17 protein-coding genes are annotated in these 15,206 nt (G+C 61.3%); 4 read left to right on the top strand and 13 right to left on the bottom strand.

Annotated elements, in window-relative coordinates; translation table 11 throughout:
- Window positions 1-9 precede the first annotated feature (9 nt).
- Genes rdgB through rph form a run of 3 tightly spaced genes read right to left on the bottom strand, consistent with a single transcriptional unit; the run spans window position 10 to window position 1,795 of the window.
- Window positions 10-654 carry an RdgB/HAM1 family non-canonical purine NTP pyrophosphatase gene (rdgB, locus tag ACIPSK_RS22895; protein WP_162115417.1) on the bottom strand — a complete coding sequence of 215 codons (645 nt, stop codon included), beginning with the start codon at window positions 652-654 and terminating at the stop codon, window positions 10-12.
- Complete coding sequence (locus ACIPSK_RS22890) at window positions 655-1,071, bottom strand: VOC family protein (protein ID WP_162115416.1); 417 nt, start codon at window positions 1,069-1,071, stop codon at window positions 655-657.
- Between the two features lie 4 nt (window positions 1,072-1,075).
- On the bottom strand, window positions 1,076-1,795 hold the full coding sequence (gene rph, locus ACIPSK_RS22885) for a ribonuclease PH (protein WP_007633796.1): 720 nt from the start codon (window positions 1,793-1,795) through the stop codon (window positions 1,076-1,078).
- 128 nt (window positions 1,796-1,923) lie between these two features.
- Between rph and hrcA the strand changes: the two genes are divergently transcribed.
- Together hrcA and grpE are read left to right on the top strand one after the other, a co-directional pair.
- Window positions 1,924-3,012: a heat-inducible transcriptional repressor HrcA gene (gene hrcA, locus ACIPSK_RS22880; RefSeq protein ID WP_017966717.1), complete on the top strand. Its 1,089-nt coding sequence runs from the start codon at window positions 1,924-1,926 to the stop codon at window positions 3,010-3,012.
- A 111-nt stretch (window positions 3,013-3,123) separates the two neighbouring features.
- Window positions 3,124-3,756: a nucleotide exchange factor GrpE gene (gene grpE / locus ACIPSK_RS22875; protein WP_017966718.1), complete on the top strand. Its 633-nt coding sequence runs from the start codon at window positions 3,124-3,126 to the stop codon at window positions 3,754-3,756.
- A 42-nt stretch (window positions 3,757-3,798) separates the two neighbouring features.
- On the opposite strand, the gene ACIPSK_RS22870 is transcribed toward grpE, so the two are convergent.
- Complete coding sequence (locus ACIPSK_RS22870) at window positions 3,799-4,743, bottom strand: nucleoside hydrolase (protein ID WP_162115415.1); 945 nt, start codon at window positions 4,741-4,743, stop codon at window positions 3,799-3,801.
- Between the two features lie 277 nt (window positions 4,744-5,020).
- Between ACIPSK_RS22870 and ACIPSK_RS22865 the strand changes: the two genes are divergently transcribed.
- Both ACIPSK_RS22865 and ACIPSK_RS22860 read left to right on the top strand, forming a co-directional pair.
- The gene (locus ACIPSK_RS22865) at window positions 5,021-5,446 is read left to right on the top strand and encodes an Hsp20 family protein (protein ID WP_017966720.1); all 426 of its coding nucleotides are present in this window, start codon (window positions 5,021-5,023) and stop codon (window positions 5,444-5,446) included.
- A 47-nt stretch (window positions 5,447-5,493) separates the two neighbouring features.
- Complete coding sequence (locus ACIPSK_RS22860; protein ID WP_003556039.1) at window positions 5,494-5,751, top strand: BQ00720 family protein; 258 nt, start codon at window positions 5,494-5,496, stop codon at window positions 5,749-5,751.
- A 373-nt stretch (window positions 5,752-6,124) separates the two neighbouring features.
- On the opposite strand, the gene ACIPSK_RS22855 is transcribed toward ACIPSK_RS22860, so the two are convergent.
- The 9 genes from ACIPSK_RS22855 to miaB all read right to left on the bottom strand — a co-directional run bounded on the left by ACIPSK_RS22855 (window position 6,125) and on the right by miaB (window position 15,161).
- The gene (locus tag ACIPSK_RS22855; RefSeq protein ID WP_162115414.1) at window positions 6,125-6,391 is read right to left on the bottom strand and encodes a DUF2277 domain-containing protein; all 267 of its coding nucleotides are present in this window, start codon (window positions 6,389-6,391) and stop codon (window positions 6,125-6,127) included.
- A 249-nt stretch (window positions 6,392-6,640) separates the two neighbouring features.
- Window positions 6,641-7,345 (bottom strand): tRNA (guanine(46)-N(7))-methyltransferase TrmB, encoded by a 705-nt coding sequence (trmB, locus tag ACIPSK_RS22850; RefSeq protein WP_162115413.1) that lies wholly within the window; start codon window positions 7,343-7,345, stop codon window positions 6,641-6,643.
- Window positions 7,342-8,595: a methionine adenosyltransferase gene (gene metK / locus ACIPSK_RS22845; RefSeq protein ID WP_017966724.1), complete on the bottom strand. Its 1,254-nt coding sequence runs from the start codon at window positions 8,593-8,595 to the stop codon at window positions 7,342-7,344. Before metK ends, trmB begins: the two co-directional genes overlap by 4 nt.
- Window positions 8,596-8,773: 178 nt before the next feature.
- Complete coding sequence (locus ACIPSK_RS22840; RefSeq protein ID WP_017966725.1) at window positions 8,774-9,190, bottom strand: helix-turn-helix domain-containing protein; 417 nt, start codon at window positions 9,188-9,190, stop codon at window positions 8,774-8,776.
- A 152-nt stretch (window positions 9,191-9,342) separates the two neighbouring features.
- A complete protein-coding gene (lnt, locus tag ACIPSK_RS22835; RefSeq protein ID WP_162115412.1) occupies window positions 9,343-10,947 on the bottom strand; it encodes an apolipoprotein N-acyltransferase in 1,605 nt (534 codons plus the stop codon).
- A gap of 76 nt (window positions 10,948-11,023) precedes the next feature.
- A complete protein-coding gene (locus ACIPSK_RS22830) occupies window positions 11,024-12,169 on the bottom strand; it encodes a hemolysin family protein (RefSeq protein ID WP_162115411.1) in 1,146 nt (381 codons plus the stop codon).
- Window positions 12,166-12,681: an rRNA maturation RNase YbeY gene (gene ybeY / locus ACIPSK_RS22825; protein ID WP_162115410.1), complete on the bottom strand. Its 516-nt coding sequence runs from the start codon at window positions 12,679-12,681 to the stop codon at window positions 12,166-12,168. Before ybeY ends, ACIPSK_RS22830 begins: the two co-directional genes overlap by 4 nt.
- Window positions 12,681-13,733 carry a PhoH family protein gene (locus ACIPSK_RS22820; protein WP_017966729.1) on the bottom strand — a complete coding sequence of 351 codons (1,053 nt, stop codon included), beginning with the start codon at window positions 13,731-13,733 and terminating at the stop codon, window positions 12,681-12,683. The genes ybeY and ACIPSK_RS22820 overlap by 1 nt, the downstream gene beginning before the upstream one ends.
- Window positions 13,734-13,751: 18 nt before the next feature.
- A complete protein-coding gene (gene miaB / locus ACIPSK_RS22815; RefSeq protein WP_162115409.1) occupies window positions 13,752-15,161 on the bottom strand; it encodes a tRNA (N6-isopentenyl adenosine(37)-C2)-methylthiotransferase MiaB in 1,410 nt (469 codons plus the stop codon).
- Between the last annotated feature and the right edge of the window lie 45 nt (window positions 15,162-15,206).

The raw sequence follows: 15,206 nt of genomic DNA, 5'->3' as shown, positions 1-15,206 counted from the left end.
AGACCGACTCTATGCCTCCAGGCAGGTTTCGACAAAGAGTTTGAAGGCACGGGCCCGGTGCGACAGCGCTTGCGGCTTGCCGACGTTCCAGCCGTGTTTTTCCTCGCCGCTCATTTCCCCGAAGGTGATGTCGTAGCCCGCAGGCTGGAACACCGGATCGTAGCCGAAACCCTGCGTGCCGCGCGGCGGCCAGACGACGCTGCCTTCCACCTCACCGCGGAACAGCTCCGTATGCCCATCCGGCCAGGCAAGGCAGAGCACGCTGATGAAACGCGCCCTGCGCTGTTCCGGCTTTGTCGCGCCCGCATCCTGCAGCGCCTTTTCCACCTTCGCCATCGCCATGTCGAAATCGCGCGTGCCGTGAGATGTCTCCGCCCAATTGGCGGTGTAGACACCAGGATCGCCGCCAAGCGCGTCGACCACCAGCCCGGAATCGTCCGAAAGCGCCGGCATGCCTGATGCATTGGCCGAGGCGACCGCCTTGATCATCGCATTCTCCTCGAAACTGGTACCCGTCTCATCCGGTTCGACGAAATTCAGTTCGGCGGCCGATTTGGCGGTGAAGCCGAGCGGCCCGATCAATTCCTGGATCTCGCGGATCTTGCCGGCATTGTGGCTGGCGACGACGATGGTCTTCGTTTCAAGCTTGCGCATTCAGATATCCTGTTCGATGCCCCAGATTTTAGCCTCCGCGCATTCCAGGCTGTTGCCGGCCGGATCGCGGAAATAGATCGAGCGGCCGCCGTTCGGCCAGCGCACCTCGGATTCGATCGCAACGCCCGCCGCCGACAGCCGTTCGGCCATGGCATCGATATTGCGGCCGGACACCCGGAAACAGGCGTGGCCTTGGCCGTTCGTGCCGTGCGGCGGCACCTGCAGTGCTTCGGGTGCCGGCGGCTTCACCGTTTCCTCGGGATTGAAGATCAACAGAACGCCGGGTCCACAGCGGAAGAAGACATGCCGGTTGGCGGCCCGCGCGATCTTTTCAAGCCCGAGAACGTCTTCGTAAAACGTCTCGGCCTTATCGAGATCCCGCGCATAGAGCGCCGTTTCCAACATGCCTTCCAGCATGGGTTCATCCTTCGACGGCTTGCTTCTGCAGCGCCACGAGTTCGCCGATGCCGTTTCTGGCCAGCTGCATCAGCGAGGTGAATTCGCCCTCACTGAACGGCGTGCCTTCGGCGGTGCCCTGGATCTCGACGATCCCACCGGTGCCCGTCATGACGAAGTTCGCATCGGTCTCGGCCGAGGAATCCTCGAGGTAATCGAGATCGATCACCGGCTGGCTGGCAAAGATACCGCAGGAAATGGCGGCGACGTGATCCTTCAGGACCCGGTCGACCTTGATCATGTTGCGGCTTTCCATCCATTTCAGGCAGTCGTAAAGCGCGATCCAGCCGCCGGTGATCGAGGCTGTCCGTGTGCCGCCATCGGCCTGGATGACATCGCAATCGAGCGTGATCTGCCGTTCGCCGAGCGCCTGCAGGTCGACAACGGCGCGCAGCGACCGGCCGATCAGCCGCTGGATTTCCTGGGTGCGGCCGCCCTGCTTGCCGGCGGCGGCTTCGCGCTTCATGCGTTCGCCAGTCGCTCGCGGCAGCATGCCGTATTCGGCCGTGACCCAGCCCTTGCCGGAATTGCGCAGCCATGGCGGCGTCTTTTCTTCGAGGCTCGCCGTGCAGAGTACATGCGTATCGCCGAATTTCACCAGGCAGGAGCCTTCCGCATGCTTGGAAAAATTGCGCTCGAACGAGACCTTGCGCATCTGGTCGATTTTTCTGCCTGAAGGCCGCATTCTTATCTCCTGGGGTTTATTTGACCGCTTCTACGATTGGCGGCGCTCATTTGCAAATTCCCTTTTGCCACGGGTGTGAGTTTGACTTACTTTTCGGGAAGTATCATCAGCATGGGTTTGAAAGCTTCATGGGCATCAGGTCGACGTCGGTTTCGGATGCCGTAGCTGCGCTGGACGAGCGCTCCAGGGAAATTTTTCGTCGCATCGTCGAAGGTTACCTGGAAAGCGGCGAGCCGCTCGGTTCGCGCAACCTGTCCCGTATCCTGCCGATGTCGCTGTCGCCGGCCTCGGTGCGCAACGTCATGAGCGATCTCGAAGAGCTCGGCCTGATCTATTCGCCGCATGTCAGCGCCGGCCGGCTGCCGACCCAGATCGGCCTGCGCTTCTTCGTCGATGCCTTCATGCAGGTCGGCGACCTCTCCGCCGAGGAGCGCGCCAACATCGACCGTCAGCTGCGGGCCGAAAGCGGCGGCAATCCCGTTGAATCGATGATGAACGAGGCAAGCCGCATGTTGTCGGGCATTTCGCGCGGCGCGGGCCTCGTCATCACCTCGAAAAGCGATCCGGTGCTGAAACATGTCGAGTTCATCCGGCTCGAACCGACAAAGGCGCTGGCCGTGCTCGTCGGCGATCATGATCAGGTGGAAAACCGCATTATCGAGCTGCCGGCGGGCGTCACGTCCTCGCAGCTGACGGAGGCGGCGAATTTTCTCAATGCCCATATGTCCGGCCAGACCCTGCCGGAGCTCCGCAAACAATTGAGCCGCCTGAAGGACGACGTCCGTCACGAGCTCGATGCCCTGTCGCGCGATCTGGTCGAGCGCGGCATTGCTGTCTGGGCTGGGAGCCCGGATGAGGGGAAGCCGACGCAGCTGATCATCCGCGGCCGCGCCAACCTGCTCGAAGGCCTCGCCGGCGCCGACGATCTCGACCGGCTGCGGCTGCTGTTTGATGATCTCGAGAAGAAGGACAGCCTGATCGAGATCCTCAATCTCGCCGAAAGCGGCCCGGGTGTGCGCATTTTCATCGGTTCGGAAAACAAGCTCTTCTCGCTGTCCGGCTCATCGCTCATCGTCGCGCCCTATCGTGACGACGACGATCGCATCGTCGGTGCCGTCGGCGTCATCGGCCCGACGCGGCTCAATTATTCCCGCATCGTGCCGATGGTGGACTATACAGCCCAGCTCGTTTCCCGCCTTTCGCGCAATCAGCTTTGACGCAGCAACCGCCAAGCACGCGGAATTTTCGCTTCTTTGTCACGCAGACTTGATTTTTTTCGGTCAAACCTCGATATCGGGCGCATCTGAAGACACCAACCGGAGACCGTCATGACCGATGACACGACGAAAAACGGACCTGACGCAACTGCGGCCGATGCCGCAGCCGACGCTGCCGCCTACGTCGAGAACGAAACTGCGCAGCAAGAGCCCGCCCAGCCGGACCCAATCGAGCTTCTGAAAGCCGAAAACGGCGAGCTGCGCGACCGCTATTTGCGCCTTGCTGCCGAGATGGACAATCTGCGCCGGCGCACCGAGCGCGAGGTAAAGGATGCCAAGTCCTATTCCGTCGCCGGCTTTGCTCGTGACATGCTCGCCGTCTCGGACAATCTGCGCCGCGCGCTCGATGCCATCCCTCCGGAGACCAAGGCTGCCGCCGATGCCGGCCTGAGCACGCTGATCGAGGGTGTCGAGATGACCGAGCGCGCCATGCTGTCGGCTCTCGAGCGCCACGGCGTTCGCAAGCTTGAGCCGGTTGGCCAGAAGTTCGATCCGAATTTCCATCAGGCAATGTTCGAGGTGCCGAACCCCGACGTGCCGAACAATACGGTCGTGCAGGTCGTGCAGGCAGGCTTCTCCATCGGCGAGCGCGTGCTGCGCCCGGCCATGGTCGGCGTCGCCAAGGGCGGCCCGAAGCCGACCGAAGCCGAAACCAACTCCGTCTTCGACGAGAAAGACGCCTGATATCCCTTCCTTCTGCCTCGTGCAGAAGGAAAAGCCGAAGCGTTAGATGCGGGCGAAGCGTTCGATCAGCAGATCGAAAAAGCCATCCGCATCGACATGGCGCATGACCTTGGCGTTGCGCTTGCGCTCGGTCACATGCCACCAGTCGACGACCGTCATGCCGACGGTGAGTTCGGACTGGACCTCGATCTCGACATTGCAGTCGCGGCCCTGGAAAAGTTCCGGCTCCAGCAGGTAGGCGACAACGGTCGGGTCGTGCAGCGGCCCGCCGTCGGAACCGTATTTCTCGATGTCGAAGCGTTCGAAGAATTCCAGCATCTCGACCATGGCCTTTGCCGGCGCCGTGCCGATCTCGGCCATGCGTTTCACCCGGTCCTTGCGGGTCAGCAATTGATGCGTCACATCAAGCGGCATCATCACGATCGGAACGCCTGAGCGGAAGACGATATCGGCCGCCTCCGGATCGACATAGATGTTGAATTCGGCCGCCGGCGTGATGTTGCCGCCCTCGAAGAAGCCCCCGCCCATCATCACCAGTTCGCGGATGCGGGGGACGATGTCGGGTGCCTTCTGAAAGGCCATGCCGATATTGGTGAGCGGCCCGAGCGTGCACAGCGTCACCGTGCCTTCCGGCTCGCGGCGCAACGTCTCGATGATGAAGTCGACGGCATGGCTAGGCTGCAGCGCCATCGTCGGCTCGCTGAGTTCCGGACCGTCGAGGCCGGTCTTGCCGTGCACATGTTCGGCCGTCACCAACTTGCGGGCGATCGGCGCGTCGGCGCCGGCGAAAACCTTGGTCTCCGTCCGGCCGCAGAGTTCGCAGACGATGCGCGCATTGCGGCTGGTGAGCGGAAGCGGCACGTTGCCGGCGACCGTCGTGATCCCCAGCACTTCCAGCTCGTCGGGACTGCCGAAGGCCAGCATGATGGCGGCCGCGTCGTCCTGGCCAGGATCCGTGTCGATGATGATCTTTCTTGCGCTTGCCATTCCGATCGTTCCATCCTCGCACTGCGTGTTACCGGGCATGCACCGATTTCTTCACGTCCCGTCACAAATCAGCACAATCCGCGCGGACATGTTTTGATGCGAGGCAGCAGCTGCTTTGTCAAGGAAAGAGCCTGACGTCAGCTTAAAATTGAGCAGGTGGCGCCGACACGTCGTGCCCCATGCCTTGCAGCGCCAGGCTCTTGTCCCCATATTAGCGGCATCCGGATGCTGCACTGAAGGTCCGGGATGGTCGCTTGCGCCAAGGACTTGAAAAGAGATGAGCCGCATTACCCCTTTCGCCAGCCCGCTGCTTCTGGGCTTCGATGCCATGGAAAAGACGCTGGAGCGCATTTCCAAGACGAGCGACGGATATCCGCCTTACAATATCGAACGCATCGGCGCCGACAGCGGCGCGCCGGAGCGTCTGCGTATCACCCTTGCCGTGGCTGGCTTCAGCGAGGAGGAACTCGATGTCTCCATTGAGGAGAACCAGCTTCTCATCCGCGGCCGCCAGGTGGAACAGGGCGAGCGGGACTATCTCTATCGCGGCATCGCCGCTCGCCAGTTCCAGCGCACCTTCGTTCTTGCCGACGGCATGCAGGTGCTGGGTGCGGCCCTGAAGAACGGGCTGCTCTCGGTCGATCTAATTCGCCCGGAACCTGCGCGCATGGTCAAGAAAATTAACATTTCGGTCTCACAGTAGCACAACGGTTTGTCGAACCGTTGGTCCCTTCTCCCGGAGGAACAGGAATGTTGATGAAAGAAGCCACGTCTCACTTGACCAAATCCGAGCTTGCCCACATCGGCAACGGCGAGGTCGCCTATATCAGAAAAATGCGGACCGATGAGGTCGCCAAGTGCTTTCCCGAGGCGCCGGATATCGATCCGACCGTCGATCTTTGGGCGCTCTTCGGCGCCGACGGCACGCCGATCCTGCTGACGGACAACCGCTCCAGCACTTTTTTCAAGGCTGCCGAGGACGAATTGAAGACGGTCAGCCTGCACTGACCGTCAAAACCGTCAGCTCCGTTTCACTGCTTGCGGCGCACGGTCGCTCTATTCGATTTCGCTGCGATCGGGACGGATGTCGCGACATATGCGCGTAGCCGTCTTCCGGCGCCGTACCTGCGATGACGTTGAAAATTCCAGGATCCGGTAGCAACTGAATGAATCGAACTCATTGAAGATGCCGACCTCTCATCGGGAACTAAGCACTCTGGCCAAGAAATTATGGGCAAGCTACGCTTGGCATTCTTGTGCCGCTTGAGCAGATTTTCCTGATTTGAATCCTGACAAGCCCAAGGGTTGTCCGCTCCGGGCCGAGACCCGTCAGTAGACCAGTTGAGGCGTGATTGAGATCTCCTATCCGTGCCAGGCTCTCTCACCCGAACCGGACCGCCGTTCTCGCGCGCGCCTTTGCCGCTACCTCCTCGCGATCACGAGGAGGTTGGGACGTTTCCATCGAATCGAGCAGCTCGCGGGCGCATGCCGCGATCGAACTGACCGCGCGCTCGAATGCGACCTCATTGCGCTTCGACGGTTTGGTCGTTCCGCTCACCTTCCGTACAAACTGGAGCGCCGCATCGTGGATCTCCTCGTCAGTCGCCGGCGGATCGAAATTGAACAGGGGTTTTATATTTCGGCACATGACTTGCTCCCGGTCATTTTCTCTTCCATTTGAGAGGAGGGGTGACCAGCACAGAAAATAGTCACGTGAGCGCTAATGGCAACCGGTCTAACGGCTGAACTCTACGCGCCGCATGAGGGCGCAGCTCTTACGGTTCGGTCTGTTGTCGTTGTCGGCTTTAAGCCGGATGCCGGAAATCCGTCGGCCAGCGTCCGACGCGATTGCTCACGCGAAGAACATCGCGGCGCGTTCGCCGACTTGCGGGCAGCCTCAGATCTTCCTGAATGTCAGATAGGCCGAAGACCGGCCCTCGCGCCGCGCCTTGGCCTCGTAGCGTGTGCTCGGCCAGCCCTCATAGGGGGTCAGCCAATCGGCTGCATTGTCGGCCATCCATTCGAAACCGCCATGGTCGCGGCATTTCATCAGCGTCCAGTTCACATAGGTGTCGATGTCGGAGGCGAAGCAGAACAGGCCGCCGGGCTTCAACACGCGATGAAAGCGGCCGAGATTGGTCTTCGAGACGAAGCGCCGTTTCCAGTGCTTCCGCTTCGGCCAGGGGTCGGGATAGAGCAGATCGATTTGATCGAGTGAACCGTCCGGCAGCCAGTCGAGCAGTTGCGTCGCGTCGTCATTATAGACGCGGATATTGGAGGCGCTGGTCTCGCCGATGCGAGACAACAGCTTCTGCATGGAATTGACGAAGGGTTCGACGCCGATGAAGCCGGTCGAAGGCGTCTCCAGCGCGCGGTGGATCAGGTGCTCGCCGCCGCCGAAACCGATTTCCAGCCGCAATCTCTCGACCGGGATCGGGAAGAGGGATGATGTCAGCGGCTCCGGGGGAGCCGCCGTCAGATCGATAAGGAACGCCGGAAGCAGACTGTTCAGCGTCTCCGCTTGCTGTTCACGCAGGGCCTTTCCCTTACGGCGACCGAAGAAAGCTTCGGTCGCCCGGCCCCGGCGCTCCATATCCGTCATGCAGCAGCCTTGGTCTTGACGGCTTCCTTGAGCGCCTTCACGAGGTCCGTGCGCTCCCAGGAGAACGAGCCGTCGCGTCCGGCCTTGCGGCCGAAATGGCCGTAAGCCGAGGTCTTGGCATAGATCGGCTTGTTGAGGTCGAGATGACGGCGGATGCCCGACGGCGACAGGTCCATGTTCTGGCGGATTGCGGCTTCGACCTGATCCTCGCTGATGCCATTGCCGGTACCGTGCAGGTCGACATAGATCGACAGCGGCTGAGCGACGCCGATGGCGTAGGAGAGTTGGATCGTGCAGCGGTCGGCAAGACCGGCGGCAACGACGTTCTTGGCAAGATAGCGGGCGGCATAGGCGGCCGAACGGTCGACCTTCGTCGTGTCCTTGCCGGAGAATGCACCGCCGCCATGCGGAGCGGCACCGCCGTAGGTGTCGACGATGATCTTGCGGCCGGTGAGGCCCGCATCGCCGTCCGGTCCGCCGATGACGAACTTGCCGGTCGGGTTGATGTACCAGTTGCAATCGTCGGCGATCTTCAGCTCGCCGAGCGCTTCGCGGATATAGGGCTCAACGACGGCGCGGACCTTGTTCGAATCCCAGCTCTCGTCGAGATGCTGGGTCGAAAGCACGATCGAGGTTGCTTCCGACGGCTTGCCGTCGACGTAGCGCACGGTCACCTGGCTCTTGGCGTCGGGGCCGAGCTTGGCGACTTCTCCGTCGCCCTTCTTGCGGGCAACTGCGAGCAGCTGCAGGATCTTGTGGGAATAATAGATCGGCGCCGGCATCAGGTCCGGCGTTTCGCGGCAGGCATAACCGAACATGATGCCCTGGTCGCCGGCACCCTCGTCGCCCTGCTGGTCGGCGGCGCTGTCGACGCCCTGCGCGATATCGGCCGACTGCGAGTGCAAGAGCACGTCGATCTTTGCCTTCTTCCAGTGGAAGCCGTCCTGCTCGTAGCCGATATCCTTGATGGCGCGGCGGGCGGCGGCCTTGAACTTCGACGGGTTGATGACGTCCTTGCCGTCCTTGTCCTTCTTCATCAGGCTCGGCGGCAGGCGAACTTCGCCGGCGATGACGACGCGGTTGGTCGTCGCCAGCGTCTCGCAGGCAATGCGCACGCCCCATGGATTGACGCCGGTCTTGGCCGCTTCGCGGTAGACCAGATCGACGATCTCGTCGGAGATGCGGTCACAGACTTTGTCCGGATGACCTTCGGCAACAGATTCGCTGGTAAAGAGATAATTCGCGCGCATTTCGGGATTCCCCTCAAAGAATAAAAGCCAGCTAGTAGGTACTCAGTTCGGGGGCCGATGACAAGCGCAGAAGGACATAAATATATCTTTATATCTGTGGCAAAATGACAAATTTTGCCCCAAAAACGCAAAAAAGGCGGCCTTTCGACCGCCTTTCGAATTCTGCACCGGTCTTAGTTCAGTCGGCGTCGGCTTCAGCCGCCAGGGCTTTCACCAGCTCCACGACCTTGCGGCGAACCTTGGGATCGGAAATCTTGACGAAGGCGCGGTTGAGCTGCAGTCCTTCCGAGGAGGAGAGGAAATCGACGACGTAATTCGAGCTGGAGGCTTCCATGCCGCCGCCGCCGGCAGAATGTTCGCCGGGCGCGTCCTCGAAGAAAAACGACACCGGAACATTGAGGATGTTCGAGATGTTCTGCAGACGGCTTGCGCCGACGCGGTTGGTGCCCTTTTCGTATTTCTGGATCTGCTGGAAGGTGATGCCAAGGCTTTCGCCAAGCTTTTCCTGGCTCATGCCCAGCATCGTACGACGGAGGCGAATACGGCTGCCAACATGGATGTCGATCGGATTCGGCTTCTTTTTGTTTTCAATCATGGTCGTGCCCTAGCTAAGAATTTCAACCTGTTTCTAACCGGCATGCCCCAGATCCATCCCAAAACGCCACGTTGCAAGAGGTGAGGAACCCACCTTCGAACATACGTTAAGAACGCCGATTGTCATCACTATGCAATTTTAGGGGTTTTTGGTCAATTCAACCCGGAAATAAAACCTCTGCGAGAAATTAGCGCAATCAGAATCAGCAACGCCTCGGTCAACCAGAAGTATGTTTGCGGGGGGTATGTCGTTCCGAGTCCCGCGCTGATGCTATCGAGCGTTGCATCGATGAAGCCGGTTTCCCCAAGATCGAGGCCTGCAATAATTTCCCCATGGGCGTTCACCAGCGCTGAAATGCCGCTATTGGCATCACGAATCAGCGGCATGCCGGTTTCAACAGCCCGTACTCGCGCCTGCTGGAAATGCTGGTAGGGGCCGGGCGTCGCGCCGAACCAGGCGTCATTGGTGATATTGAGGATCGCGTTGGCGTCTTTGATGTCGCCGGTCATTTCGTCGGGGAAAATGATCTCGTAGCAGATCAGCGGATAGAGATTGAGGCCGCCGGGCAGCGTCAGCAGGTGCCGGCTTGCCGCGGCCGAAAATCCTCCCGGTATTTCGACGACGTTCTGGATGCCGAATTCGGTGAGCACGTCCTCGAAGGGCAGGTATTCGCCGAAAGGCACCAGATGCACCTTGTCGGAGGCGCCGATGATCTGGCCGCGGCCATCGATCACGTAGATGGAATTATAATAGCGCGTCGGAATGCCCGGTCCCATCTCCTCGGCGCGGACGGCGCCGGCGATCAGCACCTGGTTGTCATCGAGCGTATCGGCGATCCGCGTCAGCGCATCCTGGTTGTCGGTCAGGATGAAGGGGATCGAGGTTTCCGGCCAGACGATGATATCGGGTTTGCGTCCGCCATTTTTCGGTGCTTCAGCCGAAAGCTTCAGATGCGTCTCGAAGATCGCGGCGCGGTCGGCGTCGTTGTCCATCTTCGCCGCCTGGTCGATCGCCGGCTGCACCAACCGCACCACCGGCCGCTTGTCCTCCGGCAATGTGTCCGGCCGGGGCGCGAGATAGAGAGCATAAGCGCCATAACCGAGATGGGCGGCAAAGAGCAGGACGGCGAGCGCGATTCCCGGCCGCGCGCCTTGCCGCGTCCCGGCAAGGGCAGGCGCAGAAAAGACGAAGACGGCAAGGGCAGTCACCCCCGTCGCCCCGATCACATGCGCCGACTGCATCATCAGCGGAACCGGCATCATGCCGTAGCCGATGGCGTTCCAGGGAAAGCCGGTGAGGATCACGCTTCGAAGCCACTCCATCAGCCCGAAGCCAGCCGCAAGCGCGGCGATCCGCCCCATGCCATCAGACCAGACGATGCGGGCAAGGGCGGCCGCCAGCCCGTAGAAGATCGCAAGACAGGCCGGCAGGCCGAGGATTGCCAGCGGCAGCGCCCACGCGAATTCTTCCTGATCGACCAGCAGCGCATGGCCGAGCCACCAGAGGCCGGCGACGAAATAGCCGAAGCCGAACAGCCAGCCGGTGGTGAACGCCGGCCACAGCCTGCCGATCAGGCCGCTCTCAGGCGAAGCCGCCGCCCCGTCGATCAGCCAGACGAGCAGCGTGAAGGAAACGAACATTGCCGCAAAAAAGCCGAAGGGCGGCAGCGCCAGAACCGCGAATGCCCCGGCGGCGATGGCCAGCAGCGACCGTTTGAAACCCCAGACGAGGATAGCCCTGTCCGCAAGCCGCTCCATGCGCACTCCCATCAAACCGCGAATCAACCCATCCGCAGTCTTTCAAAAAAGCGGCTCTTTGTCCCGTTAGGTCCTGTTAGTTGGCGGTCGATTCCGCCGGCCGGTCTTCGCCGGCCTCGGAGCCGGGAGCGATGTCGCCATCCGTCTTGGCGCGGCGGCGAACCGCGTGGCGCTTGCGGGTAATGCGCAGCCGTTTGATGCGGCGCGGATCGGCGTCGAGGATGTGGAATTCGAAGCCCGGCAGTGCCTGGACGACTTCGCCGCGCACCGGAATGCGGCCGAGCGCCGAGAAGATCAGGCCGCCCAGCGTATCGACCTCGTCGACCTGCTCGCTGATGTCGAAATCCGGCCCGATCGCTGCGGCGATCTCTTCCAGTTCGACGCGGGCGTCGGCGATGAAGACGTCTTCGGCGACGCGCTTGAACATCACTTCGTCATCGTCATGTTCGTCGTCGATGTCGCCGACCACCATCTCGACGATGTCTTCATGCGAGGCAAGCCCGTCGGTGCCGCCATATTCGTCGATGACGAGCGCCATCTGCGTGCGGTTCACCTGCATCCGGCGCAACAGGTCGGACGCCAGCATCGACGGCGGCACGAACAGGATCTTGCGGATGATGCCGGCCTCGGCCAGCGTCTTTTGCAGGTCGACGCGGGCGAGATCGAAATTCTGCTTGGCCGAACGCGTGGTCTTCTGGATGTTTTCGGGCGCAACCTCGATCGCCGGCAAGACAGCGGCCGGTTTCGTCGGGCCGCGGCGTTTGTTGCGCGCCTGCTTGGCGATATAGGAGAGCAGATCGCGGATATGCACCATGCCGCGCGGATCGTCGAGCGTATCGGCATAGACAGGCATGCGCGAGCGGCCGGATTCCTCGAAGAGGATCATCAACTCGCCGATGGTGATGTTCTGGTCGACCGCCTCGATATCGGCGCGCGGCACCATCACGTCGGCGACGCGCACTTCGCGAAAGCGCAGGATGTTGTTGAGCATCGCCCGTTCGTCGGGCGAAAAGGCGTCGTCGCCGGCCGCATCGGTCATCAGCGCGTCGGCGAGATCCTCGCGCAGTCGCGAGCCCTGCTGCGGGCGAAGGATGCGCGCGGCGCGCGACCAGAAGGATTGGGATCGGCCGGATGGCCGACTACTACTGCCTGCCTCGTCCGAAGAGGAGGATGGCTCGGAGTCCTTGGCGTCTGCCGCCGGCTTCGTCGTAAAGTCGCTCATGGTTCCATTTTAAGGTCTTGACCCTCGTAAGGATCAGATAGGCCGAGCTGCGCCAAAATGCGAGTCTCCAGCCCCTCCATAATTTCGGCTTCGGTACTATTCATATGATCGTAGCCGAGAAGATGCAAGAAACCGTGCACCAGAAGATGGGTCAGGTGGTCGTCGAAGCTCTTTTCGAGCTCGGTCGCTTCCCGCTCCACCGTCTCCCGGGCGATGATGATGTCGCCGAGCATCGGACCGGGCATCTTGCCGGGCCGAACCGGAAAGGCGGGAAAGGAGAGCACGTTGGTCGCCTTGTCCTTGCCGCGCCATTCGGCGTTGATGTCCTGGATCGAGGCATCGTCGGTAAAGACAAGCGAGACCTCGGGCGGCATCGTCGGGAAGGGCTGCTTCTCGCTGTCGCGGAGATAGATTGCCGCGGCGTCGAGCACCCGTTCGCAAAACGACTGCAGCGTTTCTTCGCCGGGCCAGCCGATGTCCTCGACGCTGATCTGGATATCGAGTTCGGCCATTAGTCCTGCCGGCTGACGTCTTCGGTTTCGACGGCATAGGTGGAATCATAGGCCCTGACGATGCGCCCGACCAGCGGATGGCGGACGACGTCGGTATCCTTGAAGCGCACGATCGAGATGCCCTCGACGCCGTTCAGAAGCTGCAAGGCCTCGACGAGGCCGGATTTGACGCCGCGTGGCAGGTCGATCTGGCTCGGGTCGCCGGTGACGATCATGCGCGCATTCTCGCCGAGACGCGTCAGGAACATCTTCATCTGCATAGATGTCGTGTTTTGCGCTTCGTCGAGGATGATGGCGGCGTTGGCGAGCGTGCGGCCGCGCATGAAGGCGAGCGGCGCGATTTCGATGACGCCGGCAGTGATCGCCCGGTCGACCTTGTCGGCGGGGATCATGTCGTAGAGTGCGTCATAGAGCGGGCGAAGATAGGGATCGACCTTTTCCTTCATGTCGCCGGGCAGGAAGCCGAGGCGCTCGCCGGCCTCCACCGCCGGACGCGACAGGATGATCTTTTCGACCGCGCCGCGCTCCAGCAACTGGGCGGCATGCGCGACGGCAAGATAGGTCTTGCCGGTGCCGGCCGGGCCAACGCCGAAGACGAGCTCGGCGCGTTCCAGCGCCCTGATATAGGCGTCCTGCGTCGGCGTGCGGGCGATGATCGTCTTCTTGCGTGTCGAAACCTGCGCCATCGTCAGCTTGGCCTTGCGTTCCATTGTGGGAAGGCTGAGCTGGTCGTCGGCGGCGACCGCCATGCGGATTGCTCCCTCGACGTCGGATCGTTCCACGCTGCCGCCTTTCTGAAGTTTTTCATAGAGATAGTCGAGCGTGCGCCGCGCCTGATTGGTGGTCACGACATCGCCTGTGATGACGACGGAATTGCCGCGCGCCCGCGCATCGATATTGAGCCGTTGCTCGAGTAGCTTGAGGTTCTGGTCGAATTGCCCGAACAGCTCGCTGGCGAACCGGTTGTTCTCGAACGTCAGGACGAAGTGATTGGTGTCGCTCGGCGTGCGGGGGTGGCGCGGTGAAGAAGAAACCAGTTCTTGTCCGTTCAAGCGGTCGGGCTCCTTAGGTTAAACCGCAGCCTCTGCGCGTTCGGCAAACAGGCTGTTTGTTCCGGTTCCGGTGATTCGCACTTTAATAATGTCACCGATTTGCGATGCTTTTGCATCAACATTCACTGATTGAAGCCAGGGAGAACGTCCGATTAGTTGTTCCGGCATGCGACCGGGCTTTTCGAGCAACAGGTCGATCTCCTTGCCGATGCAGGATTCGGCAAATTCCTGCTGCTGCTTCAGGAGAAGCATTTGCAGGCGTTCCAGACGTTCTGCCTTGATTTTTTCCGGCACCTGGTCCTTCAGTTCCGCGCCGGGTGTGCCCGGCCGTGTCGAGTATTTGAACGAGAAGGCCTGTGCATAACGGACCTCCTCCACAAGCCTCAGTGTATCCTCAAAATCCTTATCTGTCTCCCCCGGAAAGCCAGTGATGAAATCGCCCGACAGGGCGATGTCAGGCCGCACCGTGCGGATGCGCTCGATCAGCGCCAGATATTCGGCCGCCGTATGACGCCGGTTCATTGCTTTCAGGATGCGGTCCGAGCCCGACTGTACCGGCAGATGCAGATAAGGCATCAGCGCCCGGAGGTCGCGATGAGCGTTGATCAGCCGGTCGTCCATGTCGCGCGGGTGGCTTGTGGTATAGCGCAGCCGCGCAAGGCCGGGGATCTCGGCCAGGCGATAGAGCAGGTCGCCGAGGCTCCATGCCTCGCCGTGGCTCCCGGCGCCGTGCCAGGCATTGACGTTCTGGCCGAGCAGGGTGATCTCGCGCACCCCGCTGTCGACGAGCTTTTCGGCTTCCTCGACGATCTGGGAAACCGGCCGCGACACTTCCGAGCCGCGTGTATAGGGCACGACGCAGAAGGTGCAGAACTTGTCGCAGCCCTCCTGCACCGTCAGGAAGGCGGTGACGCCGCGGGCACGGATCTTTCGGCTCTCGGCGATCGGCAGATGCTCGAACTTGTCCTCGATCGCATATTCCGTATCGACGACGCGCTGGCCTTGTTTGGCCCGGCGCAGCGCCTCCGGCAGGCGGTGGTAGGTCTGCGGGCCGATGACGACGTCGACGGCGGGTGCGCGGCGCAGGATTTCCTCGCCTTCGGCCTGGGCGACACAGCCGGCAACGCCGATCATCATCTCCCGTCCATCAGCTGCCTTCTTCTTTTTCATCTCGCGCAGCCGTCCGAGCGCCGAATAGACTTTTTCGGCTGCCTTCTCGCGGATATGGCAGGTGTTGAGCAGAACGAGGTCCGCCTCTTCCATATCTTCCGTCGGCTCATAACCGTCGCTGGCGAGCGCGTCGCTCATGCGCATGGAATCGTAGACGTTCATCTGGCAACCATAGGTCTTTATGAAGACCTTGCGGTTGTTGCTGCCATCGCGGGGTGTCGATTCCGGGGCCTGGAGAAGGGCGCTGTCCTGTGTCATGGCGCGCTATTTAGTGGTTTTTGCCGCCAGAGAAAATCAAAATCT

This window comes from Rhizobium sp. LARHSG275, from assembly GCF_052871115.1.
Note: the sequence above shows the minus strand (reverse complement) of the source record. Positions and strands in the feature narration are given on the sequence as shown.

Coding starts and splice junctions, on each gene's coding strand:
- metK (WP_017966724.1), bottom strand. CDS start 8,595: ATGCGCGCGAATTATCTCTTTACCAGCGAATCTGTTGCCGAAGGTCAT.
- rph (WP_007633796.1), bottom strand. CDS start 1,795: ATGCGGCCTTCAGGCAGAAAAATCGACCAGATGCGCAAGGTCTCGTTC.
- ACIPSK_RS22865 (WP_017966720.1), top strand. CDS start 5,021: ATGAGCCGCATTACCCCTTTCGCCAGCCCGCTGCTTCTGGGCTTCGAT.
- ACIPSK_RS22855 (WP_162115414.1), bottom strand. CDS start 6,391: ATGTGCCGAAATATAAAACCCCTGTTCAATTTCGATCCGCCGGCGACT.
- ybeY (WP_162115410.1), bottom strand. CDS start 12,681: ATGGCCGAACTCGATATCCAGATCAGCGTCGAGGACATCGGCTGGCCC.
- ACIPSK_RS22870 (WP_162115415.1), bottom strand. CDS start 4,743: ATGGCAAGCGCAAGAAAGATCATCATCGACACGGATCCTGGCCAGGAC.
- lnt (WP_162115412.1), bottom strand. CDS start 10,947: ATGGAGCGGCTTGCGGACAGGGCTATCCTCGTCTGGGGTTTCAAACGG.
- trmB (WP_162115413.1), bottom strand. CDS start 7,345: ATGACGGATATGGAGCGCCGGGGCCGGGCGACCGAAGCTTTCTTCGGT.
- ACIPSK_RS22830 (WP_162115411.1), bottom strand. CDS start 12,169: ATGAGCGACTTTACGACGAAGCCGGCGGCAGACGCCAAGGACTCCGAG.
- ACIPSK_RS22890 (WP_162115416.1), bottom strand. CDS start 1,071: ATGCTGGAAGGCATGTTGGAAACGGCGCTCTATGCGCGGGATCTCGAT.
- ACIPSK_RS22840 (WP_017966725.1), bottom strand. CDS start 9,190: ATGATTGAAAACAAAAAGAAGCCGAATCCGATCGACATCCATGTTGGC.
- hrcA (WP_017966717.1), top strand. CDS start 1,924: ATGGGCATCAGGTCGACGTCGGTTTCGGATGCCGTAGCTGCGCTGGAC.
- ACIPSK_RS22860 (WP_003556039.1), top strand. CDS start 5,494: ATGTTGATGAAAGAAGCCACGTCTCACTTGACCAAATCCGAGCTTGCC.
- miaB (WP_162115409.1), bottom strand. CDS start 15,161: ATGACACAGGACAGCGCCCTTCTCCAGGCCCCGGAATCGACACCCCGC.
- rdgB (WP_162115417.1), bottom strand. CDS start 654: ATGCGCAAGCTTGAAACGAAGACCATCGTCGTCGCCAGCCACAATGCC.
- grpE (WP_017966718.1), top strand. CDS start 3,124: ATGACCGATGACACGACGAAAAACGGACCTGACGCAACTGCGGCCGAT.